This window comes from Ktedonobacter sp. SOSP1-85 (assembly GCF_016587415.1).
Taxonomy (GTDB): Bacteria; Chloroflexota; Ktedonobacteria; order Ktedonobacterales; family Ktedonobacteraceae; genus Ktedonobacter.
The window spans coordinates 5,810,980-5,824,918 of record NZ_BNJI01000001.1; the positions used below are offsets into that span (position 1 = coordinate 5,810,980).

Below are 13,939 nucleotides of genomic sequence, written 5' to 3' on the forward strand. Positions count from 1 at the left end.
GACGCTCTCCGTTCCTTGGGTTTTAGAGGGACTGAAAGCGGCTGGGGGAATTTGGAAATGGCTGAATCCTCACTCCATCGCTGATCATTGGGTCGTCGTCAATGGCCAGAGCCGCTTCGACGCCTGCGAGCGTCTCTTCGTAATGCCGAATCCATGCCTGCGCTATCTCATCATTTCCTGTTGCTGCCTGGGCTTGCGCAAGTTCGAGGGCCTGTTTTGTTCGACGTTGGACTTGAATCAGGTTGATGCGCTCCTGTTGGTTGCCTTTGGTGCGGAGGTATTCTGGACATTTACGGGTACAGTTGAGGTAATAGGAGCAAGGGTCGATGGCAAAATCGTGAAGACAAAGACCCAGCGGAGTAAAATGAACAGCCTGGATCTGGCCTTCGAGAAAAATGTCTCGCTCGTCTTCTGGCAAAGCAAAATACACATGGGCAATGGTCCCGCAGACCTCGCCATTACGGATGCCATCTTTGACCCACTGTAAGCGCTCTTCAAAATTGGCATGTTGATACGCCTGAGTATCTTTCGGGTTTTCACGCCCGAACCAACGGGTTTGTTGATTCGCCGGAAGCCCACCTTTGTCGGCCAGATCATTGAGCCAGTGCCGAAACTGATGAGAAGTGATTCTGCAAAAATCGCCATGCTCCTCACGGATGTCAAAGCGTTCAAATGCTGATTTCTGTCTGTCGTGCCCAGCCATAAAGGAACTCAAGTCATGGCCAAACAATGGCTCCACCAGCAAAGGGTTTGGCAAAGCGGCGCTATGAAAGCTTCGAGCATATACAATAAAGAGCGTTTCTGAAAGCATTTGCAACGTTCCATCTCGCCGGTCAAGTGTCCAGAGATGCTCAACGCGCTCCGAGAGAAGGTAGGCTTCCACTTCACTCGCACGGTAGAAAGCACGACCATTCTCCCGGTGGCGTGGCAGTTTCGCTTTTGGAATAGGCTCCAAGCTTTTTCGATTTTTGAGGCCAAGGAGGGTTGCAAGTTCATCTGGACGTATATGGTCCGCCCACTGATATCCGGAAACGGGCACACGGTTTGGGTCTTGCTCCAGGATTCTCGCTCGCTCGTGAGCAGGTGAAGTCAACTCTTGGATTTCGGCAATGGCCTTGCGCGCAAGTACTGTTCCTGTTGGGGTAAGCCAACGGATATCAAGCATTTTCTCCGCGCCCCTGGCCTTTTCTTTGTAGTAACGGAGCCTATACCTTTCTTTCCCGTCGAAATCTTCTGTCGCCTCGCAGGCTAACGGGAGCGTCAGGAGTTCTCCCAGGCGAAAACCGGTGACGACGAGAAGCGCCAGAGCACAACTGCAGAGTCTGTCAGCGGGCCTTGTTGCATAGGTGTTGTAGATGTCAGCAACTCCCTCAAGCGCCCTTGAAGAAGGAAGCTTTGCGCTGCGCTCTTCCTGGCCTGTGAGCGTATGCCTGTAGAAATCCCCGACACGCGTGGCCTGGAGTGCATAGTAAAGCGGTCGGCAGATACTCCTTGCAGCAAGAAAGTTGATCATCCCCAGTAGTCGTGTGCCTTGTTGATAAACGGTTGATGGCTTCCAATGTTCTCGCATGAGTAATTCGGCCTGACTGAGATCTTCTTCGCAGAGGTTCGTCCAGCAAAAGGCTGCGGGGTCATTGCCTCGTCGTAAGAGAATGGCTTCCCAGAGTAAGCGAGCCATCGCAAGTCGCGCGATCATCGTGCCCAGCGAGCTATGGTCGAGAACAAGCCAGCTTTTTACTACCGCGACGTAGGTCTGCGGAAGCGCTTGGTTCGCGTTTCCATGGCGAGTAAAGGAGATGTGTTTATCATACTGCATGCCCGGGCGATCCTTGAGTCCATTGACATCCCATATCATCTCATCAAAGCTCTGCAGTTTTGCCTGGAAAACTTGCGCAAATTTTTCTTGTCCGGCTCGTACCAATGCCTGGATGGCAGCCGTTGGCAGAGAGGCGCTTCCCACGCCGTTTGTTGCTTCGTTGTTCATCTCTCCTCCCCTTCTGTTTTGCTTCTCCCGTTTTGGGGAGAAACTGGTATTCCAAGCTGTGCAAGGACTTCTCTGATGGCGAGGCAGACATCATCGCGTTGTCTCTTGATGCGCTCATCTCCTACCTCTTCAATGTGCTGAAGGAACTCTAGAAGAGCTTTGAGCATCTCCTGGTGAGGACCCTGACGAGATGCGACAAAGCAGGGACAAAGATAGCAGCTTAATGGCGGTAGCAGACGACACACGCCGTCTTTTTTTCCGCAGTGGCCAATACCACCCGTATTCAGCAGGGGAATGGGTAAGTGGGGCACCAGCGCAGGAATCTGCGGACTCGCCGTTTCCGAGGTCTCGGCGATATCAGCGATTGTTCCTAGAAATCGGCGGACAAGTGGCTGAACAATAGGGTCAGTTGCCGCTGCGACCTGATCAGCAATCGACGAAACGGTTTGCGTATACACCTTCACATGCTGCAAGTCGCTATGATCTAAGATCTCAGCAATGTGAAAGTTTGAGACCCCTTGTGCTGCCATGTGGGTAGCAAGCGAGGTTCTAAATCGACGCGGTGTCATCTTCAACAACAGATGTGTGTGAGGGGAAACAATGTCTGCGGCTTTCACGAAGCGATACATGGCATTCCTGATTGCCCACTCAGGAGAGCCAGAAGAAAGCCAGTGAAGAAGCTGGTCATCTGGGGCTCCTTGTTGCAATTGTTCGAGGAGTTGCCCCAGTGTGTTACTGATTGGCCTCCGTTTCACCTCGCGATGAACCGTTCGTTTTTTAACGCGAGGAACATCGACTTGATAAGCCGTTACTTGTTCAGTCTCATGGCGTTTCAGGTGAGCGTTCGTCATTTGAACGCCTGCATAGGGATTGAGCCCTAATTCTAAATGAAGCATGACGATAGCACGATCCTGCTCAGTACCCTTTTGTGCCTGAAGAGCATTTCGAATCAAAACCAACTCATCTGGGGAGAAAGGCCCTTTGACCGGATGGCGAAAGCGCACATGGTGCCCTGTTGGATCGCCTCCTACCTTGATGGATTGAAGTTGGCGCAGGATATCCCAATGAAAATCAGCGTAGCCGCGAGCAAATCCCCACGCGTAGAAAATGCGCAGGTTGGAAAAATGGTTGCCTTTCTTGGCAGTATGTCTCGTGGCCCATTCGAGGTAGGAACGGGCCAAGCCCTCGTTAAGATCAGACCAGTTGAAGCGTGAGAGATCCAGGCTCGGAATCTGACCAGAAGTCTGTAGAGCAAGCCATCGAACAAAACAGGTGAGAGGGCCATAATTCGTCCTGATAGTTCCGGCGGCTTTTTTGGTAATCCGATCTGCTAGATACAATTGCAAGAGGTGACGAGCACGCGGAGTGAGAAGCGGGTGATTCTCTCCCTGTTCAAGGAGATCCCAATTCAGTTGATGTTTGGGTCCAAGGCTGGAAGCAGCGGTAAGATACCAAACAGAAGGAGAGGTCTCCACGACGATGCCAGCACGAGAGAGAATTCTCTGCGGGAGAGAAGGTAAATCTGAGTCATCAAAGGAAAGTGTATCATGTACATGAATTGCAGTCAATCGATGCATTATATTTTTTAGACGAAGATGGCTGCTTTTGGGGGCTTATTGTGCTGTGGATAAGCCATGTCAAAACTCATTATGTAAACCCTACTGTTTGTCTCGGATACTCATTTCAAAGTGAAGAAACTGAGACGTTGATTTTGGCACATTTTTTGAGATAGCCCAACAATTTTCTTCTTCCACAAGCTTCTGGCCTTTCTCCACGCAAGAAAAGGAGAGCCATGAGTGCCAGAAAACGGTCGCTTGATGAGACTGCTCAGTCATTTTTAACCCAGACTTGTTGCTATCAACGCTCGTGGAAACAATGCCCACCCATGCTGAGGTATCTCCCAGATACCTCCAAAATCTGTGCCGACTTTATGGGGTCAGCGTATCCAAACCTGAAAACGGTACGCTGACCCCATATTGCTCAACTCACGAATTGGCGAAGCTTCGAGACGCCTGCTCAAGCAAGGGCATCATCGCTCTTCTTGATTGTTGTTCTCAGAGGTAGCTACTGCGCCTGGAGACAAGGCTGTTTCAAGAAAGGCCAGCACCGCCTCAATGTCCGCATGATACTCCGCGTGCAGCGTTACTTCGGCCTGCCGCTCCCGAGGAGGGAAGAACAGGGAGAGATAGATGGCGCCAGTATACTGCGCCAGTTTCTCCAGTGGGATATCCGTGCGGACTTCGCCTCGGGATTGCCCAGACCGCAGAATCGCCAGCAGGGATTCCGAAAAGCCGATCCCTGCGCTCAGCGTGCTGTGAGCCTTCTCCTGATGGGAAGACCCCTCCTGCAAGGCCCGATAGAGATCAGGAAAAGTCAGAATATGCGTATAGATGCTCAGAAAGAGGCGGTGCAGGGCTTGCAGCGTCGTTGGCTGCATCTGGAGGCACGCTTGTATTTCTGGCTGGACGCGCTCTCGATACAAGATATTGGTTAAGGGGACCAGGATCTCTCGTTTCGCCGGAAAATAGTTGAACAGCGTTGCCCGGCTGACCTCGGCTTTTTCCGCAATCGCATCCATCGTTGTCTGGTGATAGCCAGTTGTCTGAAAGAGCTCAAAAGCGGCATCGATGATGCGCTGAACCGTGCGCTGTTTGTTGCGCTCACGTAAGGGCAGTTGGCCCGCCTGACCCATCCTCGTCTTTCTCCTTTGTGATACTGCGTGCTTTACTCTGATCCCTGATTCTACCACACCGGTCAGGGCCTTGCCTCTCAAGAAGGAGGCGAGGTACCGCCTCCTTCCTGGCTTCCTTTTCTCGTCTGGCCAGCTGTTAAAAAGCCACCGGCAGAGCCGTCAAACCCCGAACGTTGCTGCTGATGCGCCAGGTGATACTCTCGCGGGGAACGCCCAGATGCAGGTTGGGCATGCGTGTGAGCAGCGTGGTAAAGGCGATATCGCCTTCCAGGCGAGCCAGCGGCGCGCCCAGACAGATATGGATGCCTTGCCCAAACGCGATGTGACGATTGAGCGTGCGCGCAATATCCAGTTCGTCTGGCTGCGTAAACTGCGCCTCGTCCCGATTCGCCGAGGGGAGTGCGATCACCAGAGCATCGCCTTTTGTGATGCGCTGTCCGGCGAGTTCCAGATCCTCGGTGGCAAAGCGCGGCACCCCGGTGAAAACTGGCCCGTTGAAGCGCAAGAGTTCTTCGACGGCAGACGGGACCAGGGAGAGATCAGCCTGGAGTTTGGCAAGCTGATCGGGATGATCCAGCAGCGTCAGCGTGCCAATCCCGATCAGGTTCGAGGTCGTCTCGTGCCCCGCAAAGATCAGCAGGCTAATCATCGAGAGCAGTTCGGCCTCGCTGAGATGGTCTCCTGCTTCTTCCATCTGCACCAGTTGACTCGTCAGGTCATCGGCGGGATGCTGCCGTTTCAGCGCGACCAGGTGCCTGGCGTAGGCATCAAATGCTTGCATGTGCGCGAGGGTCTGCTCATCTCGCCTGCCCATACCACTTATGCCAGTCACCAGCGCCTCGGACCAGACGCGGATCTGTGGCCGATCTGCATGAGGAACGCCCAGCATATCCGAGATGACGTTGATGGGCAGGGGATAGGCATAGTCGGCGACCAGATCCATCTGGCCCTGATTTTGCACCGTATCGAGCAGTTCATCGGCAATGCGCTGAATCTGCGGGCGTAAGCTTTCAATATACCTGGGAGTAAAGGCGGCAGAAACCAGTCTCCGCAATCGTCGGTGATCGGGTTCGTCCACCGAAATCATGAACGCAGATTGATCGGACGTTGCATCAGCCCTGCTTGCGCGGAAAAAATCTTCCCCACCAATGGACGTGGGATTGACCGTAAAGCGCGCGTGATCTTTGAGCACCCGCACGGCCTCTTCCATGCGTGTAATCATCCAGGTCTGGTGGCCCGCTCCTCCCATGGGTAGTGGGAGAGGCGCCAGAGCGCCTTGTGAGCGCATCTGAGCGAGCATCGGAAAAGGATTCGCGGTCAGTTCGCCGCTCAAGAGGCTGAAAGCTGTTTCCTCAGACACCGCCGGGGGCAACTGGTTTTCCATCATCATCTCCTTTTTGCAAGAGCATCTTTTTAATCAAGAGGCAAGGTTATTAGACGTGATACAAATTTACATGGAGTCTAACATTTTGGCCACATGGTGTCAAGCTGGTCTTTCACGAAAGAAAAAACGGATGCTGAGAGGACCACGCACGGCTTTGTCTGGGACATGCCCGAAGATGAGACTGGACGCAGAGGCGCGAAAGGCGTGGGGAGTGCTCGGCTCTCGCACAACGTGAGGCGCGCTCAATCTGGATCGCCAGGGCGTTGCATACCCTCATCTGTGAAAAGAGGCAACGCGGGCAACGACCATGTCTCTGGCAAAAGCCCTGGCAAAGACCTGCTTGACACCGCACAGTCAAAATGTTAGACTAAATATAAATTTACATCTAGTCCATGTATCTTGCCACTAAGCAGTGGAGTCGTGATCAGGCGGCACTCTTGAGCTTTGCTCAGGTGTGCTGAAATGCGATGGCTCGCTCCCTGTTTTGCAACGCTGACACAACGAAGAGTCGGTCTCGTTGTTCGCACAAAGAAACCAGGAAAAAACTGGTTCAATCGCTCACACGTGTCAATGACACCATTCCTGAGGAGAAATGTTTATGCGGAGCATCCGTGTCTATCAGTTTGGTCCACCCCCTGTCTTCATCGCTACAGCGGATTCATTCGGTTTGACGACATCACGCAAGATGTGCGCCTTTTCTTGCGGCATGCAATCAAGGAGGATCTCAGCATGAGTGAGAGTAAAGGCATGCCGCGAACTGCAGTGGTGACAGGTGGCAACAGCGGCGTCGGTTTGGCCGTCGCTGAAGCTCTCGGCAAGAAGGGCTACACGGTTTGGATCGCGGGCCGGAACGCCGAAAAGGGCGCGAACGCCGTGGCGCGGCTTCGGCCCCACTGCCCGGCGGGGGTCGCATTTCTGCAACTGGACGTGATGCTGTTCAGCAGCATCGAGCAGTTTGTCCGCACCCTCAGGCCGCAGTTGGGCGGGCGGCTGGATGCGTTGGTTCACTCAATGGGCATAGTCAGCACCAAAAGGAAGGTGAGCGCCGATGGCCTGGAAGAAAACTGGGCGACGCAGTTCCTGGGCCGCTATCTGCTCACCGAGGCATTGACGCCGGAACTCTCAACGTCCGAGGATGGCCGCGTGGTCTTCGTCAGCGCGAACGCACCGAAGAAGCCGCAGTTGTTCGAGGATGACCCCTCGCTCGAAAAGAACTTCAGCACCATGCGCGCGATCGCGCAGAATCAGTCAGCATGCGTGCTCTATCAACAGATGTACGCGGACGAACATCCGAGTGGACCGGCCATCAATAGTGCTGTCGCTGGTCTGGTCCGCAATACCGGCATTACTCGTGCACAGTCCGGTTTGACCAGGGCGATCTTCGGCGTGATGTTCCGCCTCTTCGGGATCACGCCTGCGCAGTCCGCGACGAATATCGTGGCGCTCGCCAGCGATCCAGCGCTCAAGGATATCTCCGGCTCCTTCTTTTCAAAGCCGCAGGACCTGGAGAAGCGTCAGAAGTTGGCGTATGACGAGACGCATGTGGCGTCTTTACGCCGCCTGCTCGGCAGATACGCAGGCGTGAGAAACACCCTGCTGTCGGTCTGATGCGCAACCATACAGCCAGCCGCCTGGTGACCTTCGTGGCTTCCGCTGACAAAACTCAGGAACTCCTGACACATACCACACCCCGATGGTGTTCACCTTTGATGAGTCAGTCGTCATCTGAGAGCAAAGGATTGCTGAAAGAGCATCATTCCAGCGATCCTCTGCTGTTTGTCACAGGAAACCAAGGTTTTTGACACATCTCATCCACAACACAATGAGCAAAAACATCGATGAATGCATGTTTATTGTGCCATTTATCCTGAAACTGGACACTTTCCATGGGTACTCGACTTAAAATAGTTTGTGAAGGCCATCGGGATTGAAGGAATCTATGCACTGGCGGAAACCTTCAAGAGCACAAGAGCAACGGCGAGAACATGCATTGGGTATGCCGACGAAAATGGTAATGCCCACTTTTTTGAAGGATCTCTCGCTGGAACAGTTATGCCGCCACGTGGCACTGATGGCTTTGGGTGGAATGCCATATTTCAACCAGATGGGCACGAAAAGACATTCGCTGAGATGTCGCCGGAAGAAAAAGGTCGGTGCAGTATGCGGAAAATAGCCATAGAAGGATTGCGCAACTATCTTGCACAAAGAGCTACAACAGAGGAGGTCTCTCAAGAGGGGATTTCATAGACTGCAATTTATGGCAGCAGAGTTTCCGTTTGTTGCGAAAAGTAGATGTGTTTGAGAAAACGGGTAAAATCTCTCATCTCTTCCTGATATTCGGCAAGCTTTTGTTGCTGTATATCCAGAGGAGCACACAAGTAAAAATCATGAGCGCCCTGGTTTCCCATACGCGTTCGACTATGGCCTAAGCGGTAGAGTATCAGTCTTCGATCAAACGAGACGACACGGCCTTCGTAGAATCGTGAAAGGCAATCAACTAACCTATCGCGCATCGCACATTGCTGCATTCGTATCTGGATGTTGAGGAGGTGTCTCTCCTCATACTTCTCATTGACACGGGTCTGAGCCTCTTCAATCACAGAGAGATCGACTTGTTTTTCTCTGAGTCCCTTCACTTCTCGCTGTAATTTATCAACTTCGTCACTCACAATGATGTATTGCTTGTGTAATTCTCTACTCGTAGGGTTCCTCATTTCGACATCAACCCATGGTAACAAGAAGCCTCTTTCGTCAATATGACCGCCACAAGACTGAGATGTGGTAATGCCTAGAGCATTCAAAGCCACAACAGTTTCAAAAATATCAGTATCAATTGGCATACCCAATCGATCAGTAACTTTGGTGAATTTGTCAATCAATGCATTCCATTCTTGCATGCAACATCACCACCCCCTTAAAAAGTAATTTCAATATTTCTGTAGTAAATTGTATTTGATATGTCAATATGCTTTTAAAACCAGATGAGGGGAAATTGGCCACTCGTTCATTTCTCTGCTTACTGAAACGCTTTCCATGTGTCCTTTTTCAATTGACAAGGAGAGGAAGAGCGTGATGCCACCACCAACGCTTTAGGTGCTCACGTGCTTGAGAGAATCGGTACTCGCGTTCGAGAACAAAGAAAAGACGCTCTCCGCTCTTTGGAAACCCAAGATTACCAAAGTTTGGTAATGTGACTATTTGTAGAATTGGCTGCACAAAAAAAGAATATTTGACTGGCCCCTTATCGACGCCTTCAGGGACTGCATCCTTTCACACGCAGTCCCTGAAGGCGTCTTTCATTGCCTATTTAGGAGCGCTTCCGTTTCTCTTGTTGGAGAAGGGCTCTCATTTCTTCTTCAGAAAGGCAATCTGCTGGATGCTCGCTATCAGGCCATGGTTCCTGCCGGGCGCCATCAAGAGCTACTTCGGTGACCACACGCTTCGTGAACCCAAAGGGAAAACGGAATGTGGGGTCATCGATAATCCACGCGTGAAATTGGTTCGAAGTGTCTACTTCCCTTGAGCGAGCAGGAAGCAGCTCAACGCCTTCGCATTCTGGTCCGATGAGTTCGTCTTTGATGCGCATCCTGTCCCTGTACGGCACAAAGATTTCCCTGTCTAAGCGCCGAAACGAGAGGTGGATCAGATCGGGTCCGCCGTCGTTTGCCTTGAGGCGTCTGAGATGGACCTGATAGCGGCTGTTGAGATAGATCTCACTTTCAGGGTCTCGTGGATCTTGCTCACACCGGACAAATGGTGTCCAGGGGATGCTCAGAAGATCGTGTGTGTGGGACGGTTTCTTGCGTTTCATCTGTTTTTCTTTCTTCATAAAAGCGACAGGCGATGCCCCAATAAGGCATCGTCTGTCGCTTTTTTAAACTATTTCTTAAGGTGAGAGCTCAGTGCTCATCTTGGTTGTCAGGAGGCGAAGGTTCCTGCTGTTCAGCAAGAGGGGTTCCCGTTATCCGGTGACAATACTGTCTCGCTGCCTCTGTGCCAAAGAAGCCTGAGAGGATCTCCTGAGCGTCAAAATGGTGTCCAAAACAGGAAACCCCTCCAGGGGCAAACGAGAGCACCGCCAGGCCCTGCGCAACCTGGTTGAAAAGCTTGGCTGTTTCTCCTGGCACCTTGCTTCGAAAGAGAAGGTGATCTCCTTGTGATGTAAGCTGTCTTTCCACGTGACGCGTTGCTTCCAGATCGCTCTCGTCTGGACCCTGCCGTTCGTAGAGTCCTAACACGCGAAGTGGGACGGCGGCACTCAAGGCGATGGCGAGATGGCTTGAGGCGACCGATGGTTGCTTTGCCACAAGTGGTGCTGTCTGTTGATTTTCTGCCGCTCTTCTCTCGGCACGACGTTGGCGTTTCGCTTGTCGTTCTGACATACCTATCTCCTTTTTTTACACAACAGCGCCTCCTACTCAGCCGTGATCATGGCTGGGCAAGAGGCAATGACAAGAGCACACAGATGACATGCCTTCTCTGCGTTCTTGGCGTCATGACGATATTCCTCTTCCTTCCCTCCTGCCTGTCTGTAGGCCTGCGCCTGAAACACAGCAGGAATGTGATCCGACCGCCATATGGGCAGTGCGTCTTGCTGGAACAAAAACAGCACAACACCTTGGGAGCATGGAGGGAAGAGAAGAGGATGCTGATGAAGTGAAGCAGGAAAGCTGGCTACGTGGTGGGCCAATCAATGAGCGTCGAGAGAATGCCACAATCACAGGTGATCCCCAGCCCGCGGAGTTGTGCCAGGTGACTTTCTACCTCCAGACCCCGACGCCTAAGCCATGTTTCTGTATGCTGAAAGGTGTGATTGCACCTGTAGTGCCAGCCGTTCTTGGTAGGCCGGGCATGACACTGCTGGGGTTCCTGAAGCCAGGTAGAGAGCGCATCAAATTGGCGTTGATCCAACGTCGTCACGCTGTCCCTCCCATCGTGCTCACATCACCTTCCATGCTCTTTGGAGAGGGTGGCCTCTGAGACGCCCCCATGTCTCGTAGAGGATTCACTGGGGAGGAGAGGGAGCCTTCATAGCTGACCTTGGCACAGTTGACCCAGGATATCAGGAAAAGTTGCCACGTTGCTTCAAGCAGCGTGGTGTCCTCTCCTTTGGGAAACAGGAACCAGACGGCCTTTGGGAGGCGTGCCTGACAGGCAGGGAGCATGTCTGGGTCCATCCAGGGATGGATGTCAGTGAGTACCTCCGTCCAGGGGGTTAAGATGAGATGGAGACAGTAGAGACGCGCTGGGTAGGCCACCTGATCTTGCCGGGAGAACAGTTCGTCAAAGCATTGCCAGCGCATACGCAGAGCATAGCCATGGGCTTCAAAGCAGAGCTGGTTGACCAGGGTCATTGCCTCTTGCAACGAGCCCTCATCCTGCACCACCTGTCGGCCTCGCTCATATGACATACTTCCCAATGTCACCACGTGCCAGGGCCGTATGGCGAGCCGTGCGCGCAGCGTCTCTTCCTGGTGGGAACAGGAGGCCAGAGTATGCTGAAGCAAACCTACCGCATTGACCAGGAGTGTCCCTTCTCCCAGGCGAGAGAGGGGACCAAAGAGTATATCTGGGTCAGGATCTTCTTCTGGCTCATGCACTACTTCCCAGCAGGCATGAAGGACGCAGCGATCAAAGGTGAGCACCTCAGCGAGCAACGCAGGATCAGACCTGGCTCCCGTAAGCACCTCATGCAGCAGCTCACCTGTCCACCCACGCGCATCGGCTTCGAGCCAGAGTTGTTTGAGCGCGCGTTCTGTGCGTTCCATATCGGCACTGCCCACGATGGCAGATGTGGCGAGGCGCTGCTGCAAACATGCCTCCACTTCTTCTAAGAGCGCTGCGACGATCTCTTCAGAGAAGAGGTGCTCCATCTCCCACGCCTGCGCCAGGGCAATGGCACGTTTCCAGGTTGCTCGTTCTTCCTCCCACTCCTCTTCGAACGACGCATAGGGCAGCGTGGGGGGATACTGAGCATGAGCCAGTTCGTGGAGCAGGGTTCTCAGGGCCTGTTCCTCTGAAGCATCGGGGGAATACCAGACCCAGATGTCATGATCCTCGATGGAATAGGCTCCCGCCGCGCGAAAATCAAGTTGCTGGCGAACTATCAGAAGATTGCTCACCACAATACCTGCGGCTCTGGCACACTCCCATAGGTGGAGAAACGCGTCAGGTGACGGATCGATCAAGGGGTCAGGTGCCTCTGGAGGAAGTGAGGCACGTAGTTCCTGGAGCTGATGGGTGAATGTGGAATGCGTACGGTTATTCATGCGCCGCTCTTCCTTTCGTCTTTATAGCAGGTGAGGTAGGTACAACAAGCTGTGTCCCCAGGCGTTGCATGACAACGAAGAGACAATCCGCTAGTTCCTGATCTTCTGGCATCTCGTGTAACGCTCGCCACAGATCCTGGTAAGCTGCCTGCCAGTGCTGCTGTTTGGCATGAAGTAATCCACGAATAGAAAAGAAACGAGGACACGTGGGTTGTAATTCGAGAGCGGCATTGAGATCCTCAATGGCTTCCTGGTGGAAGTGCAAGAGGGAACATACCCCGCCACGTTGGGCATACAACTCTGCGTAGGCTTCAGCACGTTCTTCCTGTCGTGGCAGACCTGGATGATGGGTAGCAGGCAAAAGGATATCCGTGAGGATTCTGTGCGCTTTGTCCAGGCACCTCAGCTGAATGAGGACCTTCGCGTAGTACCAGGTACACGCCAGCAGGTCTCGTGTGTTTTTGTATGGCTGAAGGAGCATCAACGCTCGCTCCCAATGGGTGTGTGCCTCTGGATAGCGGTCCTGTTCCGTTGTAAGGATCGCGAGCACCAGGCAGGAGAGTCCTTCCATCAAGTCACTGGTGCTGTGCTCCGCAAGTGCGTGCAGGTCCTGCCGTGCCTGCTCAGGAGCCCCAAGCAGGGCATAGGCCGTTCTGCGTTGCAAGAGCAGGTACTGCGTGTGCTCCTGGTTTTTGTAAAAGCGTGTGCGAGGGCTGCACTGTAATTGCGATGACCAGGAGATCACTCGTGTGTAGAGGTGCGTGCGCTCAGATGAGCCATCATCGTTCACGTAGGAGAAGATCTCTGCGAGTGGATGGGTCGGATGTAAGGTAAGTGCCTGGGACAAGGCATATCCAACCTCTTCTGCCAGAGGGTGTGGTGATGATAAAGGCATGATGTGATCGTGTCCTTTCTGAACAAAGAAAATGGTGGGTGCCAGTGAAAAAGGATGATAGCCTCCCAATGCGCAGAAGGCTGTCGTCTTGGTGTGAAACTATGTTGGGGAACGTTGCACGTTGAGAGGGCATGAGATATGCTCTGAGGAGAGAGCGTCGGAGGACTCCTGCTCCCTCTTCACTGTGCCTCTTCAGGAGATTAGCGAGATCGGACCCTGAAGAGGTTCTTTTGTTAGCGCAGATCCTCACGCTTCTGCTGGCACAGGTGTTCAATGGAAGCGAGTGCTTCGCGCATCTGCTCCAGCTTCTCGGGGCGAATGAAGTAGTAGCTATAGTTTCCCAGTCGTTTCACCCCCACGAGCCTTGAGAAGAGTAAGATGCGCAAATGATGTGAAATGGTAGGCTGGCTGCGTGGAAGCCGTTCGACCAACTCATGGACACACAGGTTCCCCCTTCTTGCGCTATTAAGCGGAGGAGGTGAAACCGGATGGGATTGGCGAGAGCCTCAAGGAGCAGCAAAAGAGGCTCATTCTCTTCCAACTCGTCCTCTCCCCAGACCTCGATTTCACGTTGCTGCGAGGCCGTATCTGTTGCAAGATGAATAAGAGAGCAAGGTGCATGCTCTTCCTGTTGGTGATGCGTTGTCATGGGTCTTATCCTTTCTTTTATGTGACTAGGTGTTGTGATAAGCATGAATGGTGTTCGAGGAGCGAG

At 53.0% G+C, this 13,939-nt stretch carries 14 protein-coding genes; 2 read left to right on the forward strand and 12 right to left on the reverse strand.

Features of this window, described 5'->3' with window-relative positions; translation table 11 throughout:
• Window positions 1-22: 22 nt before the first annotated feature.
• The 4 genes from KTE_RS24245 to KTE_RS24260 all read right to left on the reverse strand — a co-directional run bounded on the left by KTE_RS24245 (window position 23) and on the right by KTE_RS24260 (window position 6,066).
• Window positions 23-1,984, reverse strand: coding sequence for a hypothetical protein (locus tag KTE_RS24245; RefSeq protein WP_201385525.1), 1,962 nt, complete (start codon window positions 1,982-1,984; stop codon window positions 23-25).
• Window positions 1,981-3,561, reverse strand: a complete 1,581-nt coding sequence (locus KTE_RS24250; protein WP_201385527.1) for a site-specific integrase — start codon at window positions 3,559-3,561, stop codon at window positions 1,981-1,983. The genes KTE_RS24245 and KTE_RS24250 overlap by 4 nt, the downstream gene beginning before the upstream one ends.
• A 452-nt stretch (window positions 3,562-4,013) precedes the next feature.
• A complete protein-coding gene (locus tag KTE_RS24255) occupies window positions 4,014-4,676 on the reverse strand; it encodes a TetR/AcrR family transcriptional regulator (RefSeq protein WP_201385546.1) in 663 nt (220 codons plus the stop codon).
• Window positions 4,677-4,812: 136 nt separating this feature from the next.
• On the reverse strand, window positions 4,813-6,066 hold the full coding sequence (locus KTE_RS24260; RefSeq protein WP_236600547.1) for a cytochrome P450: 1,254 nt from the start codon (window positions 6,064-6,066) through the stop codon (window positions 4,813-4,815).
• A 723-nt stretch (window positions 6,067-6,789) separates the two neighbouring features.
• On the opposite strand from KTE_RS24260, the gene KTE_RS24265 reads away from it, so the two are divergent.
• Window positions 6,790-7,668, forward strand: a complete 879-nt coding sequence (locus KTE_RS24265) for an SDR family NAD(P)-dependent oxidoreductase (RefSeq protein WP_201385551.1) — start codon at window positions 6,790-6,792, stop codon at window positions 7,666-7,668.
• A 303-nt stretch (window positions 7,669-7,971) separates the two neighbouring features.
• On the forward strand, window positions 7,972-8,307 hold the full coding sequence (locus KTE_RS49710; RefSeq protein WP_201385552.1) for a non-canonical purine NTP pyrophosphatase: 336 nt from the start codon (window positions 7,972-7,974) through the stop codon (window positions 8,305-8,307).
• Between the two features lie 8 nt (window positions 8,308-8,315).
• Here KTE_RS49710 and KTE_RS24275 read toward each other — a convergent pair whose 3' ends face one another.
• The 8 genes from KTE_RS24275 to KTE_RS24305 form a co-directional block, all read right to left on the reverse strand.
• On the reverse strand, window positions 8,316-8,957 hold the full coding sequence (locus KTE_RS24275) for a hypothetical protein (protein WP_201385553.1): 642 nt from the start codon (window positions 8,955-8,957) through the stop codon (window positions 8,316-8,318).
• A 410-nt stretch (window positions 8,958-9,367) separates the two neighbouring features.
• Window positions 9,368-9,871, reverse strand: coding sequence for a hypothetical protein (locus KTE_RS24280; RefSeq protein ID WP_201385554.1), 504 nt, complete (start codon window positions 9,869-9,871; stop codon window positions 9,368-9,370).
• An 88-nt stretch (window positions 9,872-9,959) separates the two neighbouring features.
• Window positions 9,960-10,442 (reverse strand): hypothetical protein, encoded by a 483-nt coding sequence (locus KTE_RS24285; protein WP_201385555.1) that lies wholly within the window; start codon window positions 10,440-10,442, stop codon window positions 9,960-9,962.
• Window positions 10,443-10,734: 292 nt separating this feature from the next.
• Window positions 10,735-10,980: a DUF2695 domain-containing protein gene (locus tag KTE_RS24290; protein ID WP_236600548.1), complete on the reverse strand. Its 246-nt coding sequence runs from the start codon at window positions 10,978-10,980 to the stop codon at window positions 10,735-10,737.
• Window positions 10,977-12,329: a hypothetical protein gene (locus KTE_RS24295; RefSeq protein WP_201385556.1), complete on the reverse strand. Its 1,353-nt coding sequence runs from the start codon at window positions 12,327-12,329 to the stop codon at window positions 10,977-10,979. Before KTE_RS24295 ends, KTE_RS24290 begins: the two co-directional genes overlap by 4 nt.
• Window positions 12,322-13,224 (reverse strand): tetratricopeptide repeat protein, encoded by a 903-nt coding sequence (locus tag KTE_RS24300; RefSeq protein ID WP_201385558.1) that lies wholly within the window; start codon window positions 13,222-13,224, stop codon window positions 12,322-12,324. Before KTE_RS24300 ends, KTE_RS24295 begins: the two co-directional genes overlap by 8 nt.
• A gap of 233 nt (window positions 13,225-13,457) precedes the next feature.
• Window positions 13,458-13,655, reverse strand: a complete 198-nt coding sequence (locus KTE_RS47700) for a helix-turn-helix transcriptional regulator (protein WP_236600549.1) — start codon at window positions 13,653-13,655, stop codon at window positions 13,458-13,460.
• Window positions 13,574-13,873: a hypothetical protein gene (locus KTE_RS24305; RefSeq protein ID WP_236600706.1), complete on the reverse strand. Its 300-nt coding sequence runs from the start codon at window positions 13,871-13,873 to the stop codon at window positions 13,574-13,576. Before KTE_RS24305 ends, KTE_RS47700 begins: the two co-directional genes overlap by 82 nt.
• Between the last annotated feature and the right edge of the window lie 66 nt (window positions 13,874-13,939).